The sequence below is a fragment of the Mangrovimonas sp. DI 80 genome, assembly GCF_001975575.1.
Lineage (GTDB): Bacteria > Bacteroidota > Bacteroidia > Flavobacteriales > Flavobacteriaceae > Mangrovimonas_A > Mangrovimonas_A xylaniphaga.
In genome coordinates this window covers 597,089-613,009 of the sequence record NZ_MSDT01000002.1, presented here as the reverse complement: position 1 = coordinate 613,009, position 15,921 = coordinate 597,089, and the positions used below count along the sequence as shown (strand labels likewise).

The 15,921-nt window shown below is 38.6% G+C and carries 13 protein-coding genes; 11 read left to right on the top strand and 2 right to left on the bottom strand.

Annotation, left to right across the window (positions count from 1 at the left end; genetic code table 11):
- Positions 1–14: 14 nt before the first annotated feature.
- The 7 genes from BKM32_RS03300 to BKM32_RS03270 all read left to right on the top strand — a co-directional run bounded on the left by BKM32_RS03300 (position 15) and on the right by BKM32_RS03270 (position 5,976).
- Complete coding sequence (locus BKM32_RS03300; protein ID WP_076663038.1) at positions 15–1,229, top strand: aminotransferase class V-fold PLP-dependent enzyme; 1,215 nt, start codon at positions 15–17, stop codon at positions 1,227–1,229.
- A 54-nt stretch (positions 1,230–1,283) separates the two neighbouring features.
- A complete protein-coding gene (locus BKM32_RS03295; RefSeq protein WP_076662528.1) occupies positions 1,284–1,742 on the top strand; it encodes a hypothetical protein in 459 nt (152 codons plus the stop codon).
- A 37-nt stretch (positions 1,743–1,779) separates the two neighbouring features.
- Positions 1,780–2,202, top strand: coding sequence for a SufE family protein (locus BKM32_RS03290; protein ID WP_076663037.1), 423 nt, complete (start codon positions 1,780–1,782; stop codon positions 2,200–2,202).
- 1 nt (position 2,203) lies between these two features.
- Positions 2,204–2,530 carry a DUF59 domain-containing protein gene (locus BKM32_RS03285; protein ID WP_053976383.1) on the top strand — a complete coding sequence of 109 codons (327 nt, stop codon included), beginning with the start codon at positions 2,204–2,206 and terminating at the stop codon, positions 2,528–2,530.
- Positions 2,531–2,602: 72 nt separating this feature from the next.
- Positions 2,603–4,438 (top strand): ABC transporter ATP-binding protein, encoded by a 1,836-nt coding sequence (locus BKM32_RS03280; protein ID WP_076662527.1) that lies wholly within the window; start codon positions 2,603–2,605, stop codon positions 4,436–4,438.
- Between the two features lie 17 nt (positions 4,439–4,455).
- A complete protein-coding gene (locus BKM32_RS03275) occupies positions 4,456–4,959 on the top strand; it encodes a DUF2480 family protein (protein WP_076662526.1) in 504 nt (167 codons plus the stop codon).
- 81 nt (positions 4,960–5,040) lie between these two features.
- The gene (locus BKM32_RS03270; RefSeq protein WP_076662525.1) at positions 5,041–5,976 is read left to right on the top strand and encodes a DUF3078 domain-containing protein; all 936 of its coding nucleotides are present in this window, start codon (positions 5,041–5,043) and stop codon (positions 5,974–5,976) included.
- 52 nt (positions 5,977–6,028) lie between these two features.
- Here the strand turns inward: BKM32_RS03270 and hflX are convergent, their stop codons facing one another.
- Positions 6,029–7,255 (bottom strand): GTPase HflX, encoded by a 1,227-nt coding sequence (hflX, locus tag BKM32_RS03265; RefSeq protein WP_076662524.1) that lies wholly within the window; start codon positions 7,253–7,255, stop codon positions 6,029–6,031.
- Between the two features lie 110 nt (positions 7,256–7,365).
- Here hflX and BKM32_RS03260 point away from each other — a divergent pair, with 110 nt between their 5' ends.
- The 4 genes from BKM32_RS03260 (at position 7,366) to BKM32_RS03245 (ending at position 13,984) form a co-directional block, all read left to right on the top strand.
- Positions 7,366–8,304, top strand: coding sequence for an endonuclease/exonuclease/phosphatase family protein (locus BKM32_RS03260; RefSeq protein ID WP_076662523.1), 939 nt, complete (start codon positions 7,366–7,368; stop codon positions 8,302–8,304).
- Positions 8,305–8,729: 425 nt separating this feature from the next.
- A complete protein-coding gene (locus BKM32_RS03255) occupies positions 8,730–11,108 on the top strand; it encodes a gliding motility-associated C-terminal domain-containing protein (RefSeq protein WP_083702076.1) in 2,379 nt (792 codons plus the stop codon).
- 33 nt (positions 11,109–11,141) lie between these two features.
- Positions 11,142–12,050 (top strand): type IX secretion system membrane protein PorP/SprF, encoded by a 909-nt coding sequence (locus BKM32_RS03250; RefSeq protein ID WP_076662521.1) that lies wholly within the window; start codon positions 11,142–11,144, stop codon positions 12,048–12,050.
- A gap of 20 nt (positions 12,051–12,070) precedes the next feature.
- Positions 12,071–13,984 carry an OmpA family protein gene (locus BKM32_RS03245; protein WP_076662520.1) on the top strand — a complete coding sequence of 638 codons (1,914 nt, stop codon included), beginning with the start codon at positions 12,071–12,073 and terminating at the stop codon, positions 13,982–13,984.
- 499 nt (positions 13,985–14,483) lie between these two features.
- On the opposite strand, the gene BKM32_RS03235 is transcribed toward BKM32_RS03245, so the two are convergent.
- Positions 14,484–15,920 carry a DUF5689 domain-containing protein gene (locus BKM32_RS03235; RefSeq protein ID WP_253187391.1) on the bottom strand — a complete coding sequence of 479 codons (1,437 nt, stop codon included), beginning with the start codon at positions 15,918–15,920 and terminating at the stop codon, positions 14,484–14,486.
- Position 15,921 lies beyond the last annotated feature (1 nt).

Below are 15,921 nucleotides of genomic sequence, written 5' to 3'. Positions count from 1 at the left end.
GAGAGATCATTACCATGTTTAAAGTAGAAGCCATCAGACAAGATTTTCCCATTCTTAACCGTCAGGTGAATGGAAAACCTTTGGTGTATTTTGATAATGCCGCCACATCCCAAACACCGCAACAGGTGATTGATGTTATTGTTGATTATTACAGTCATTACAATGCCAATATTCACAGAGGAGTGCACAGTTTGAGCCAAGAGGCAACAGATAAATATGAGCAGGCGAGGCATACCATTCAAACACATTTTAATGCCAAACATCCCTATGAAATCATTTTTACTTCAGGGACCACGCATGGTATTAATTTGGTGGCCAATGGATTTTCTGCCTTGTTGAAGAAAGGAGACGAAATTATTGTCTCTGCCCTTGAGCACCACAGTAATATTGTGCCTTGGCAGATGTTGTGTGAGCGTACTGGAGCTACTTTGAAAGTGATTCCTATGAATGATGAAGGCGCTTTGGTGATGAGTGCTTTTGAAGAACTTTTAAGTGCGAACACCAAATTGGTGTTTGTTAACCATATTTCCAATGCTTTGGGAACTATCAACCCTATTGAAACCATTATTGAAAAAGCCCATGCGGTAGGCGCAGCAGTTTTGATTGATGGTGCTCAGGCATGTCCACATATAAAACCGGATGTTCAAAAATTGGATGTGGATTTTTATGTGGCTTCGGGACATAAAATGTGCGGACCAACGGGAGTGGGCATGCTGTATGGAAAAGAAGAATGGCTGAAAAAATTACCACCTTATCAAGGAGGAGGTGAGATGATTGCCGAGGTGACCTTTGAAAAAACAACTTATGCGGACTTACCTCATAAGTTTGAAGCAGGGACGCCAAATATTTGTGGAGGGATTGCCTTTGGAGCGGCCATAGACTATCTAAACGCGATAGGTTTTGATGACATTGCCACTTATGAACATGAGTTGTTGGAGTACGCCACTGAAAAATTGCTGGAAATTGAAGGTTTAAAAATCTATGGAACTTCCGAAGAGAAAACTTCAGTGATTTCCTTTAATTTGGAAGGTATCCACCCATATGATGTGGGAACTATTTTGGATAAAATGGGCATTGCAGTCCGTACAGGACATCATTGCGCACAACCGATTATGGATTACTTTAAAATTCCTGGAACGGTGAGGGCTTCCTTCGCTTTTTATAATACCAAGGAGGAAATCGATGCCTTGGTAGCGGGGGTTAAAAAGGCTAAAATGATGTTATCATAACCAATTTGGCTTCTTTTTTGTAATCATTCTATCGTAATTTAAAATTAGTTATCTGTGAATAAGCTATTGTTAGTTTTAAATCTTTTTGTGTTGTACAGCTGCTGTGGTACCAAAGCGCAGGCAAATGAAGAAGTCAAATTGCAAGAGCAAGAGAAGCACCAGTACATTGTTGAATATTCGGCGTTGACGCGAGGGGCTTACAAACGAATTGTATTGGAAGGCGATTTGTTGACTGTGCAACTGGATAGAGCTCAAGAGCTAAAAGTTGTGGAGTGTACCTCGCAAGAGTTGGCTTCAATTTATGCCTTGGTAGATAAAATAGACTTAAACGAACTGCAAAATTTGGAAGTACCCTCCAAGGCACATCAGTATGACGGAGCCTTGATTGCTGTTCTGAAAATCACTAATCAAGGAACCTTGTACCATAGTCCTTCTTTTGATCATGGTAATCCTCCAAAAGAAATCGAACCGCTTGTTCTTCAATTACTATCCTTGGCGGAAAAAGTTGAATAACGGCTAACTTTTGTATTTTTGTATGAAAATAAACGACGTGAGTATACAGGATATTCAAAATGACATTATCGACGAGTTCTCAATGTTTGACGATTGGGAAGAACGTTATCAATATATGATCGATTTGGGCAAGACCTTGCCATTAATCGATGAGCAATATAAAACCGATGACAATATCATTAAAGGTTGTCAAAGTAAGGTTTGGGTACATGCCCAATTGGAAGATGAAAAGGTGGTGTTTAGCGCCGATAGTGATGCTATCATCACCAAAGGAATCATAGCCATCCTTATTAGGGTGTTTTCAAACCAAAGCCCTTCGGATATTATTGCAGCCAATACCGATTTTATAGATGAAATCGGTTTGAAGGAACATCTATCGCCAACCCGTGCCAATGGTTTGGTGAGTATGATTAAACAATTAAAAATGTATGCTATAGCATACCAAACACAGTTAAACTAAGATGAGCGATACTACCATAGATACTAATGCCCTGGGAGAAAAAATTGTAAGGGTTTTAAAAACTATTTTCGACCCTGAAATTCCTGTAGATATCTACGAATTGGGGTTGATTTACGATGTTTTTGTGAATGAGGATTACGATGTTAAAATCCTTATGACACTTACCACTCCTAACTGTCCTGTGGCAGAAACCTTGCCTCTGGAAGTTGAGGAAAAGGTGAAATCTCTTAACGACGTGAAGTCTGCAGAGGTAGAGATTACTTTTGACCCACCTTGGTCACAAGAGTTAATGAGTGAAGAAGCAAAATTGGAATTGGGAATGCTGTAGCATTTCAATATTCATATAACTAAAAAGGACTTAATTAAGTCCTTTTCTTATTTTGTAACAAGATTTACACAAATGGCAAGACATAGACCCAAATCAATTAAGGATGAGGACAAAACCAGCATAAGGTCTTCCTTTAATGCTTTGGTGTATATTCCGCGTTTTTTTAGGGAAATTTGGAATGTCAACAAAAAGCTTTTTGTCTTGTCGGCTGTTTGCCGTTTGATAGGAGCCTTACTTCCCGTGGTCATTTTATGGGTGGGAAAATTGATTATTGATGAGATAATCTCCCAAACGACAATTGAAACCACCGATTATACTCAATTGTGGACCTATGTAGCTATTGAATTTGGCTTGGTAATCCTATCAGATTTCATTAGTAGGGCTATTTCCCTTACCGATGGTTTATTGGGGGATGAATACAATATTGCAACGTCTGTTACGATCATACAAAAGACTAATCAGGTAACCATTAGCCTACTTGAAGATTCGGAGTTTTATGATAAACTGGAACGTGCTCGTACCCAAACTACAGGTAGGGTAGGGTTGATGTCTAATGTGTTGGGACAAGCACAAAGCGCCATTTCCATTGCTACTTTGGTAGCAGGGCTTGTGTATTTTGAACCCTATCTGATTATTTTGTTGGTTCTGAGTATCATTCCTTCCTTTATTAATGAAGTGAGGTTTAGCCAACAGCAGTATTCTTTGGCTAGAAGTTGGACTTCCGAGCGTCGGGAATTGGACTATCTGCGGTTTATAGGGGCCAATGATAAAACGGCGAAAGAAATTAAATTGTTCGGCCTTACCGATTTTATCGTAGATCGATTTCGAAATCTTTCCGAAGAGTACTATCAGCTCAACAAAACCTTGGCCGTGAAACGATCGGCTTTGGGATTTCTGTTCAATGTTTTGGGATCTATAAGTTATTACGCAGCCTATGTGTTTATCATCTATCGTGTGTTGTCAGGGGTGATTACTTTGGGTGAATTAACCTTTTTATCAGGCTCTTTTAATAGGTTGATGAAGAATCTTCAGGAGTTCTTTTCAAGATTTACCCGTATTTCGGAGAGTGCCTTGTATTTAAAGGACTATTTCGATTTTATTGATATTTCAGTAGATGCCAATACTCAAGAAGATGTGCCGCTTCCTAAACATATTCAACAAGGTTTTGAATTTAGGAATGTCTATTTTTCCTATCCAGATTCAGAACATGAAATTTTAAAAGGTGTAAGTTTCACTTTAAAGGCAGGAGAAAAACTAGCTTTTGTTGGGCAAAACGGGGCAGGAAAAACGACGCTTACCAAATTGTTGCTGCGCTTTTATGAGCCCACTTCTGGAGAGATTCTTTTGGACGGTGTGAATATTAACAGGTTTAAGAAGGCGGATTATCAGCAATTCTTTGGGGTAATTTTTCAGGATTTCTTTAGATATGAATTCACGATTAAAGAAAATATAGCCATAGGGGATATTAAGGAACTTGGCAATCAAGAAAAGATTGAAAATGCAGCTCGATTAAGTTTGGCAAACGAAGTGGTGGAAGCTTTGAGCAAAGGTTACGACCAACAGTTGGGGAAACGTTTTGTGAGCGGTCAGGAGCTTTCTGGTGGGCAGTGGCAAAAAGTGGCCTTGGCAAGAGCCTATATGAAGAATGCGGAAGTGATGATTTTGGATGAACCTACTTCGGCTTTGGATGCCAAAGCAGAGAGTGAAGTGTTTGAGCGTTTTATTGGCTTAACCAAAGGAAAGACCAGTATTTTGATTTCGCATAGGTTTAGTACCGTACGGCAGGCCGATAGAATTTTGGTATTGGAAGAAGGCCGTGTGTTGGAAATTGGCACCCATGAAGAACTCATGGCACATCCAAAATTGTATGCCGAATTGTTTACCCTGCAAGCTGAAGGCTATCAATAAAAATGTAATTTTGCGTTATGGCAGATGAAATAATTAACCGCGTAGCCAATAGTAAATTGGTAACTATAGATTTGGAAGACTTTTATCCTAAAGGCGCTCGCGTGCTTTTTGATATCAAAGATTGGTTATTCCAAGAGTTGATTTTAAAGGAAAAGGACTTCCGTGAGCATGTAAAGCAACACGATTGGAGCCAATATCAAGATGGTTATTTGGCTTTGCATTGTTCCGTGGATGCCATTATTCCGTCTTGGGCCTATTTGTTGATTGCAACGCAAGCTTCTTCATATGCTAAAAAGGTGGTTGTTGGAAATCTTCAGGATTTGGAAACCTCTATTTTTCAAGAGATCGTTTCTCAAATGGAGGTAGAAGAATTTCGCGATAAACCTGTTATCATTAAAGGTTGTTCCAATAAGCCTATTCCAGAAACTGCTTATACCTTATTGGTTTCCAGGTTGAATGGGGTGGCCAAATCCATCATGTTTGGTGAGGCTTGTTCTACGGTGCCGCTATATAAAAAATAGACTTCCTGCGCTTTTATTCTAGGAGGGTTTCAGAAAAAACCTATTTTTGTAGGGTATAAACCCTTTTATAAAACAATCAAAATGAAGAAATTACTGTGTTCTTTAGCATTGTTAACCTATGCTATGGTTACCAATGCCCAGACCTTGGATGAATTGAAAGCGGAACAAAAGGCTAAGAAAGATTCTATAAGCGATATTCAAAAGCGAGTGGATGCATTGCAGTCCCAAATTGATGCCTTTCCAGGTTGGAAAATTGGTGCGTTTGGTGTTGTAGGAGGAAGCCTTTCCAGTTTTGAAAACTGGTATTCCCAAGGGACGCCCAATAACTCTTCAGGGAATTTTGGAGGTACAGTAAATGCCTATGCCAACTTAGATAGGGAGAAATACTTTTGGAAAAATGCCTTAAACCTTAATTTGAAATGGGTAAAACTTGATGACAAAGATGATCCAACAGATGATGATAGTTTTCAGCCTACGACAGATGTTTTTAATGTGACGTCTTTATATGGATATAAGATTGCAAAAAATTTGGCAGCTTCTGCCTTGATGGAGTATCGAACTACCATTTTGGACAATTTTAATGATCCTGGATATTTGGATCTTGGGGTTGGAGCTACTTGGACACCGATTACTGATTTGATTGTGGTGGTTCATCCTTTAAACTACAATATAGTGTTCAGTAAAGAGGACACGGTTTTCGAATCGTCTTTTGGTTCTAAAATTGTGGCTGATTATACTAGAAAACTTGGGCCTGTAGATTTTAAAACTAACTTTTCAGCTTTTTTGAGTTATAAAAGTTCGGATTTGTCCAACTGGACATGGACCAATTCCTTCACTTATACCTTATGGAAGAATATTGGAATTGGCTTTGACTTTGGGTTAAGAGGTAACAAACAGGAAGCCTTAAATTATGCGTTGCAGCAATATGATCCACTAGTTGATACTGAGCCTACTTTTGATAATGTAGATAATAAGTTACAAAGCTATTATACTTTAGGCTTGTCTTATAAATTCTAAGGGAGTTCAATATAAAATGAAAAGAGCGCTTATTTTTATAAGCGCTCTTTTTTTATTCTGTGGTGTCCTCGTAATTTTCGTCGTAATCTGGATAAAGAAAATGGTTGTAAGGAAATCTGGTAATGTGAATCTTTCTTACTTCATTATACACACGTTTCCGGAAATCTTCCAAATTCTCTTTGTTAGTGGCAGAAATGAATAAAGCATTGTCTCCAATTTTGCTCATCCAAGTGGTTTTCCACTCGTCTAGAGTATAGTTTACTTTGGTGCGTTCAGCAACTAAATCATTGTCATCAAAAGGTTCCGCTTCGTAGGCGTCAATTTTGTTGAAGACCATAATGGTTGGTTTGTCGGCACTATCTATTTCATCCAAAATTTTATTTACCGATTCAATGTGCTCTTCAAAATTTGGATGGGAAATATCTACTACATGTAACAGTAAATCAGCTTCCCTAACTTCATCCAAGGTACTTTTAAAACTTTCTACAAGTTGAGTGGGCAATTTTCGTATGAATCCTACCGTGTCACTCATCAAAAATGGTAAATTTTTAATCACCACTTTTCTAACGGTCGTATCAAGGGTGGCGAAGAGTTTGTTTTCGGCAAACACTTCACTTTTACTGATGACATTCATTAAGGTAGACTTTCCAACATTGGTATACCCAACTAGAGCAACCCGCACCATTTGCCCGCGATTGCCTCGTTGTACTGCCATTTGCTTGTCGATGGTTTTGATCTTGGCTTTTAAAAGTGCTATTTTATCCCTAACAATCCTACGGTCAGTTTCAATTTCGGTTTCCCCAGGACCACGCATTCCAATACCCCCTTTTTGGCGTTCCAAGTGGGTCCACATTCCTTTAAGTCGCGGGAGCAAGTACTCGCATTGCGCCAATTCCACTTGCGTTCTAGCGTAACTTGTTTGTGCTCTTTGGGCAAAAATGTCCAAAATAAGATTGGTTCTATCCAAAACTTTGCAGTTCAGAAGTTTGCTGATATTGCGCTCTTGGGCAGGGGAGAGTTCGTCGTCAAATATGGCCGTACCAATGTTATGTTCATTAATATAGTCTTGGACTTCTTCCATTTTTCCAGTACCTATAAAAGTACGTGGATTGGGCATGTCCATTTTTTGGGTAAACCTTGCTACGACTTCACCTCCGGCTGTATATGTCAAAAATTCCAGCTCGTCCAAATATTCTTTAGACTTTGCTTCATCTTGATCTTTAGTAATGATTCCTACCAAAACCGCTTTTTCAAGCGAAATGTCTTTCTTTTCTAACATAGATGTAAATAAAGTGCAAATTTACGCAATTGTGAGCATTTTACTTTTTATAATTTAAAGGTTATCTTTGGGAATACTTCTTGATATTTTATAAATCATTTCGTTTTATCATGCAACAGACCATAGCGTTTTACAATATTGAGAATTTATTTGACGTTGAAGACAATCCTTATACCAACGATGACGATTTTTTGCCTGCTTCTGATAGGCATTGGACGAAACGTCGCTATGAAAAGAAAATCTACAAAATAGGCTCGGCAATTGCCAAAATAGGAAAGCAGGAAACCAAGCATCCGCCAGCTATTGTGGGATTGGCTGAAATTGAAAATGATGGTGTTTTGGAAGACTTGATTCAAAGTCCCGATTTAAGGCGGTATGAATATGGTTATGTGCATTATGATTCTCCAGATACGCGAGGAATTGATGTAGCCCTTTTGTATAACAAAAAAGTTTTTGAGCTCTTGTCTTCCGAACGTTTTACGGTTTTTATTGAAGATGACTATGGTGTTCGGGATTATACCAGGGATATTTTGTTGGTAACGGGGCTTTTGGAAGGAGAGGAAATGCACTTTATTGTGAACCATTGGCCGTCGCGTAGGGAAGGAGAAACAAAATCGGCCTATAAGCGGATGGCGGCAGCCAATATGGTTATGGAAATTTTGGAAACTCTAAAGTTAAATTACGAAGATCCTAAAGTTATTATTTTTGGTGATTTTAATGATAATCCGGATAATGAGAGTATCCGTCATTTGGTGAAACACGAACTGCTTTTTAACCCCATGGAAACTTTGTTGGATCTGGATCATGGAAGTATCAATTTTGAATTCCATTGGAACCTATTTGACCAGATTTTATGTTCCATCAATTTTCTGGAAACAATACCTGGAAACCATAAGTTTGATTATGCCAAAATATTCAATGACAAGTTCTTGTCTCAATATAAAGGAAAATACAGTGGGCAGCCTTACAGAACTTATGTAGGGAAAAAATATATGGGTGGTTTTAGCGATCATTTTCCAGTGTATATTCTTGTTAAAAAAATCCTTTGATTACGTTAAAAATTCCGTTAACTCACTTTGTCGAAGATTAGCGCATTTAATCTATTATGCTAGTGTTAATGGTATGTTAAAGAACATTTTTTCTATATTCGGAATCTCAATTTCAGACTTAGTCAATTTTTTGAAATTTAATTGCTATTAATTCATTTGTAGATTCTATTGTAATGTATTTCTAATCAGTATTTTACTGGTTGGGTTTAAGTTCTTTTGATGTAAAGTATTCGATTTTTTTGTAACAACTTGTTGATTTTTAAAGAGAAGAATAATGTGGTCGCGAGGAGAAGAAATCTTAGTGTTTATTTGTTTTTTACGGCCTATTTTGTAAAAATTTCACATTAAGGATGAAGAGTTGTTAATTAAAATCTAATTATGTTATTTTAGCGGCAAAATTAACCTTCAACTATATACTTATATTTATGAGGAAGTTTATATACTTATCTATTTTTTTGTTTTTTTCATTAAAAATATCGGCACAGTTGGTGCCATCCTTTCATGGATCAGCTTCATCTTTGGGAGGAGAATGCTACAGGATTACAAATAATACTACAACTCAAAGAGGTGCGGTGTGGTATAATAATGTAATAGATCTTACTGGGGATTTTGAAATCATCTTTGATGCAAATTTTGGTGATAGAGATGCCGATGGAGCCGATGGGATGGCTTTTGTAATGAAAACCACTGCCGATGTTGAGTACGGAACGCCAGGTGGGGGATTAGGTTATGAAGGTCTTACCGGCACTTTAGCTGTTGAGTTTGATACTTGGAGAAATGGGAATCGAGATGATATAGATGAAGATCACTTGGCTCTTATGATGAATGGTGATACTTATCACACCAGCTCTAATAATCTTATTGGGCCTGTAGTTGCTTCGGCTACATCTGGCAATATAGAAGATGGTATGTATCATGAAGTTAAAATATCATGGAATGCTGCTACTCAAACATTTAGAGTGTTTTTTGATTGCGAAGAACGTATTACTTTTGAGGGGGATATAGTTACACAAGCTTTTGGAGGTGTTTCCAATGTGTATTTTGGATATACAGGTTCTACAGGAGCATCCTATAACGTACAGGAAATTTGTTTTAAATATGTATCCTTTTCAAATACATGGGGATTAGTGGACAGAGAAATTTGTTCAGGTGATAGTATTGGTAATATTAATGCTACTTACAGTGGAGCATCTGCCTATGCTTGGTCTCCTGCGGAAGGGGTGAGTGATGTAACAATTCCTAACCCTGTATTTACTCCTACAGAAGACACTACTTATACATTAACAATTACAGATAATTGTGGGGATACGTTAGCTGATAGTTTTGATGTAGTGGTACTTCCTTTGCCAACGGCTGATCTTACAGTAGCTGGTAATATTATTTGTGATGGTAATGATGCTGAGTTCTTTATTACTGGTGTAAATAATAATGAGGTAACTTATACCTTAAACGGTGGTGCAGAACAAACAATAAAGCTAGACGATACTGGAGCCGCTACAATAGTAGTACCAGCTCCAACAACAGCACAAACGTTGACACTTGTGTCTACAGATTCTCCAAATCCACCAGTTTCAGGGAATGGGTTGTCTGCTTCTGGGGGAGTAAATCCTGATAATACGGTAGGAGCTGTTGAAACTGTTGGCACTTTGGCGACCAATGCCAATTCTGCATATATTTCAACTACTGGTACTACCAATGAGTTGGTATTGGTGTTGGACGATATAGTTCCAGAAGGTTCGGAAATATTCATTAGTTCTGCGAAGAGAAATGGTACTGCGCAAATGGAAGTGACTGATGGTGTTAATTCTCAAATAGTTGATTCGGGAGTTGTACACGAACTTCATCTTGTTTCATTCATTACAGGGAAGGATACCAATACGCTTACATTTGTAGGGGTGAGTGGATATTATTGGATAGATGGTGTTGAATATACTTTTATACCACCTAGTTGTGTAGGAGATTTGTCAGCTTCAGAAACGATTTCGCTTTTACAATTGGACTCAGATATCCATTTGACGGATTATGTTTGTGATGACGAATCTAGAGATGGTATTGAGAGTTTTGATTTAACCTATTTGGAATCTGATATTTTAAGTAATGTAGATGCCTCAATGTTTGTAGTGTCTTATCATACTTCTTTGGATGATGCCAATTCTGGAGATGCTAGTATTAGCTTCCCTTATGAAAATGTAACAAACCCTCAAACAATTTATGTGAGAGTTGAAAGTACTTTTGATCCTGACTGTTATTATTTGGCTGATATTGAGTTGAAAGTGGAAGATATCCCTTATGCAACATTTGATAATGAAGAAACAGAATATGCATTTTGTGCAGGGGATGAAGAGCCTGTAGTAATGTCTTTGGATCTAGACGGATTTTCTGAATCTGATGTAACAATAGAATGGTACTCTGAAGACGAGGGACTTATTGCGGGAGAATCAGGTTTAAGTCTGTCTACAAATAGAGCAGATACTTATACCGCTGTAATTACTAGTAATACAGGGTTGTTAGGGTGTTCGTATGAAGTGTCAACAAATGTGGTTGCTGAAGTGTGCAAAATCCCAGAAGGAATTTCGCCTAATGGAGATACTGTTAATGAATACTTTGAGTTAAGTAGTTTTGGAGTGAAAAAGATTGAGATCTTTAATAGATATGGCACTTTGGTATATTCAAAACACAATTACACTAATGAATGGCGTGGGCAAACCAATGATGGTGAGGATCTGCCAGTAGGGACCTATTTCTATACTATGGAGTTTGGAGAGGGAGAGACACACTGTGGTTGGGTATACCTTAACAAATAATTTAACTAACCTAGAAACAACAAAACGAAACAGATGAAGAGAATATATGTAGCAATGCTTCTGTTGATAGGAGTACAGCTCTATGGGCAACAGGACCCACAATATACACAGTACATGTATAACATGAGTGTGGTAAACCCTGCTTATGCAGGATCCAAAGCTGAAACTTTAAGCTTGGGGTTACTTTACAGATCTCAATGGACAGGTGTGGACGATTCACCCCGTACAGGAACATTTTTCGCAAACGCCCCAATTGGGGGGAATATGGGCCTTGGGATATCGTTTATTAACGATCAGATTGGACCTGTGAAAGAGAATAATGTTTACGCTGACTTTTCTTACACCTTAAGATTGGGTGGTGAACATCGATTGGCATTTGGAATCAAAGCAGGGGCAACCTTCCATGATATAGGTTTGGCAGATTTGGAATTGACCGATGCTAATGACCCTTTCTTTAATGAAAATATCAACAGCGTTACACCAAATATAGGGGCTGGATTCTTTTATTATACAGATCACTACTATTTTGGTTTTTCTGTTCCTAACATGTTGAATTCTGTGCATCTTGATAGTGATGGTTACGAGCTTGGATCGGAAGTAAGTCACTATTTCTTAACGGGGGGATATGTGTTCCAACTTTCGGAGAATACAAAACTGAAGCCTTCTTTTATGGTGAAGTCGGCCTTTTCTGCACCGACATCCTTTGATGTTAATTTAAACGCATTGTTCTTCGAGCGATTTGAGGTTGGTGGTTCTTACAGATTGGATGATTCTTTTGCAGCATTAGTAAATTTTGCGATTACTCCAAATCTTAGGATTGGATATGCGCATGACTTTGTAACGTCTGATATCAAACATTATGCGAAATACTCTTCTGAGTTTATGTTGCTGTGGGACATAAACTTCGTGAAGAAAGTTTCAAGATCACCTAGATATTTCTAAAACTGGATAAGCCAAAAAAAATGAATAACATACATACATATATAACAATATTGATGATGGGAGGGCTTAGCATGAGCGCCCAGAACAATGATACTAAAAAAGCAGATGACCTTTATGCGAGGTTTGAATACATAGAAGCGGCAGATGCTTACGGAAAATTGGTGGAAAAGGGCAAAGGAGATGCTTATGTATACTCTCAGTTGGCAGAAGCTAATTATAACATCTATAACACAGAGCAAGCAGAGCGTTGGTATGCGATGGCAATTGAGGCAGGGAATCAAGATCCTGAAACAATCTACAAATATTCGCAAATGCTAAAAGCCAACGGTAAATACACGGAGTCCAATGCTCAAATGGCTAAGTTTGCCTCTTTGGCTCCAGGAGATGAACGTGCTAAAGCTTATCAATCTACGCCAGATTACATATCGGAGATCAAATCTACACGTAAAAGTTTTGAGGTACAGGATATGGATTTGAATACAAAGTATTCAGAATTTGGAGCGGTTCAGCATGGAGAGGATCTTTATCTTGTTTCTGCCAGAAATACAAAGCGTAAGATCTATGGCTGGAACGGAGAGCCATTTTTGGATGTTTATAGGTTTGCAAAGGCTGAAGACGGAACTTACAGTGAAGGTGAATTGTTGAGTAAGGAAATCAATACTAAATACCATGAGGGAACTGTATCTTTTTCCCCTGATGGAAATGCCATGTACTTTTCAAGGGAAAGCTTTTTTGAGAAAGTATACGAAAAGGAAGATCGTACTAAGATTAGTGTGATCCATTTGTTCCGTTCCAATAAGACGGAATCAGGATGGTCTCAAGCTGAAGGATTTCCTATTAATAGCGATAGCTATTCGGTAAAGGATCCAGCGGTGAGCCCGGATGGCAAGACTTTGTATTTTGCCTCTAACATGCCTGGTGGTATGGGTGGTTTTGATCTTTACCGTGCTGTGATAGAAGAGGACGGTACCTTGGGTGAACCGGAAAACTTAGGTAGTACTGTTAATACGGAAGGACATGAAGTCTTCCCATTTATGAGCAGTGGGGGAGATCTTTATTTTGCATCGAATGGTCATTTGGGACTTGGAGGTCTTGATGTGTTCTATACAAAATATGATGGAGCTGCCTTGGCTTCGGTGCGTAATCTTGGAGTTCCAGTAAACAGTAGTGGGGATGACTTTTCATTTACCATAAATGATGAGACAAGTATGGGGTTTGTATCCTCTAACCGTGCTGGAGGAAAAGGGAATGACGATGTTTACCAGGTAAGAAAAGTAGAAGAGCCTTGCGATACACAATTGATTGTAAAGATTACTGATGAGAAGACAGGTGATGTCATAGTTGGTGCCTTGGCTACTTTGTATGGTGTTAACGGTGCAGAAATGGGAAGTATGACATCGGATGAAGAAGGAATGGTATCTTTTAGTGTTCTTTGTGAAGCAGATACCGAATTGGGTGTAACCGCTACAAATTATATAGGAAAGAGAGTGTCGATCGAGGGAAGCCTTGAGAAGGAAGTTAGAGAGTCTGTTCAATTGGCACCTATTGAGGATCTTATTGTAGCGGACCAAGTGGTACTCAACCCGATCTACTTCGACTTCGACAAATCGAACATCACGGCACAGGCGGCCTTTGAGCTTGACAAGCTGGTACAGGTGATGACCAAGTACCCGGAGATGGTGATCTTGGCCACTTCACATACGGACAGCCGCGGATCTGAGGACTACAACATGTCACTGTCCGACAGACGTGCTAAGTCTACGGCACAGTACGTGATCTCCAAGGGCATCGACAAGAGCCGCATCACTGGAGAGGGCAAAGGGGAGACCAAGCCTAAGGTTGATTGTGGAGCAAACTGCACCGAGGAGCAGCACCAGCTGAACCGTAGATCGGAGTTCATCATCGTAAGCGGTGGACCTAAAACAGCAAACTAACCTAACTGAATAACTAAGTGTTAATTGAGCCCCGTCAGAAATGATGGGGCTTTTTTTATAAAACCTTTAGTAAAAGTATGGATACAAATAGAACTCCAATAGGGAGTAAACAAAGTATCCAGATGCTGTATTGCGGTATTTTGTTATGAATCACTTTAGCATTTTTTACACGTCTTTTCTTTCCGCTGTATTGGATCCAATTTTTGAAATAAAGAATGATGGCCAAAATACCAAACAATGTCCAAGCTTTATAGGATGACATGGTGTTTACTCGCATTTGACTTAAAAATTCTGAAAAGAAAACTCCCAGGAATAGTAGAAAGGAGCATTGCACGATAGTTAGATAGATGGTGCTGATGCGGGTTGCCTTGGTTTTGTGTTTTGTTTTTATGTGGTTAAAGGTGCTATAAAATAGTGCGTCGAAGAAAGTCATATGCGTTAGGTTTTAAACAAAAAAAAGCCGACTTAAAAGTCGGCCGAAAGATAGATATAGTTTTGTTTAGTTTGACGCAATGATGGATAAATCATCAATTTGATAGGCGCCATCCAAGGTGGTATCTGTTCCTGAACCTACCACTTTAAAGGCTACATATAAGGTTCCTGAATAGGAAGAAAGATCAATTAACCCGGAATCCACAAAATCATACCAGTCATCTGATTGCGAGGCAAAATTGGCACTTATAGGTTCCCAAGTTGCAGCAAGTACATCGGTGCCATTGTAGTTGGTGGAAACAAATAGTTCTATAGTGTTTTCAGGAGAATCCAAATGGTGTTGTGCCGTTTTAAAGTTTAAAAATTCATTGTCCTGGGCATCCATGTCGAATGCTGGTGTGACAACCCAAGCAATATTAACAGGACTTCCGGAATTGTAGGTGCTAAATTCAATATAGCCATTTCCTGAATAGGTTTTTTCTCTCCATTTATAATTGCCTTCTTCGTTGAAATTGGTCCATCCTTCAAAATCAAAGTTGGTGTTGTTGATAGCCGTTTGAAAGTCTTCTTCAAAGATTACTGTGAAATCCGAAGGGTCTAAAAGTGAACAACGCTCATCGTTTAGGTTAACGTCTTCAGTTTTATTTAAGGTCAATACCAAGGTACTTCCGTCAAAAGTTTTGTTTACAATTGCTGTTATTAAACCGTTTCCTGTGGGTAATAGGTCGTCTTTGAAATTGGCAAATGAACTTGTCTCTAGAGGAAAGGTGGCGTAACCAAAACCATCACAGGTTTGAAGGGTTCTTTTTGTGTCATAATCTTCAATAGGGTCGAAATAGGTGGCGCCTTCTAGGTTGTCTTCAAATTCTACATTGTCAACACTTATAAGCATTCCAATATTGTCATCGGATATTTGGGAAAAGGTCATTGCTTTAGGGCTAATGGTAGTGGTGTTTTGGGAGCGCAATAAATTAGTCTTGATTTGGTTTTCAGTAAGAGCTACCACAGTGGTCCCGTATTGATCGGTTTCTGTTTTGCCCCCAATGGTTGTGACACCATTGCCTACACGTTCTTCACCAATATATAAGCCTTTTAGATTGATGTAAACTTCTCTTCCTGGATTGAATTGATTATAGGAATCTACTCTGTTCAAAATTACTTTTAAGGCATTGCTAGGGTTTTCTGGAGCGTCTTGAATGAAGAATTCTTTATAAAAATTTCCGGTAAAGTCGGACGAGGTTACATAGCCTTTTATATAAATATCGGAAGTAATTTGTTCGATGACTTCTCCTTCTTGGTACATGGCTTTTACCGTTTCCATGGAAACTTCGGTACCATTTTCCAATAAAGTTTGTAGATTCTGGTTCTCTTCATTGCCAAGACTTGTTGGTACTGAAAAATCGTCATCTTGAACGCAGGAAGTTATAGTGGTTATGAAGGTGAAAACCGTTAAAAGCCTAAGGTATCTTTTCATTTCTGTACGGATTGCTAATTTATTTTTCATA

Coding starts and splice junctions, on each gene's coding strand:
- BKM32_RS03300 (WP_076663038.1), top strand. CDS start 15: ATGTTTAAAGTAGAAGCCATCAGACAAGATTTTCCCATTCTTAACCGT.
- BKM32_RS03285 (WP_053976383.1), top strand. CDS start 2,204: ATGAGCGATACTACCATAGATACTAATGCCCTGGGAGAAAAAATTGTA.
- BKM32_RS03280 (WP_076662527.1), top strand. CDS start 2,603: ATGGCAAGACATAGACCCAAATCAATTAAGGATGAGGACAAAACCAGC.
- BKM32_RS03275 (WP_076662526.1), top strand. CDS start 4,456: ATGGCAGATGAAATAATTAACCGCGTAGCCAATAGTAAATTGGTAACT.
- BKM32_RS03270 (WP_076662525.1), top strand. CDS start 5,041: ATGAAGAAATTACTGTGTTCTTTAGCATTGTTAACCTATGCTATGGTT.
- hflX (WP_076662524.1), bottom strand. CDS start 7,255: ATGTTAGAAAAGAAAGACATTTCGCTTGAAAAAGCGGTTTTGGTAGGA.
- BKM32_RS03260 (WP_076662523.1), top strand. CDS start 7,366: ATGCAACAGACCATAGCGTTTTACAATATTGAGAATTTATTTGACGTT.
- BKM32_RS03255 (WP_083702076.1), top strand. CDS start 8,730: ATGAGGAAGTTTATATACTTATCTATTTTTTTGTTTTTTTCATTAAAA.
- BKM32_RS03250 (WP_076662521.1), top strand. CDS start 11,142: ATGAAGAGAATATATGTAGCAATGCTTCTGTTGATAGGAGTACAGCTC.
- BKM32_RS03245 (WP_076662520.1), top strand. CDS start 12,071: ATGAATAACATACATACATATATAACAATATTGATGATGGGAGGGCTT.
- BKM32_RS03235 (WP_253187391.1), bottom strand. CDS start 15,920: ATGAAAAATAAATTAGCAATCCGTACAGAAATGAAAAGATACCTTAGG.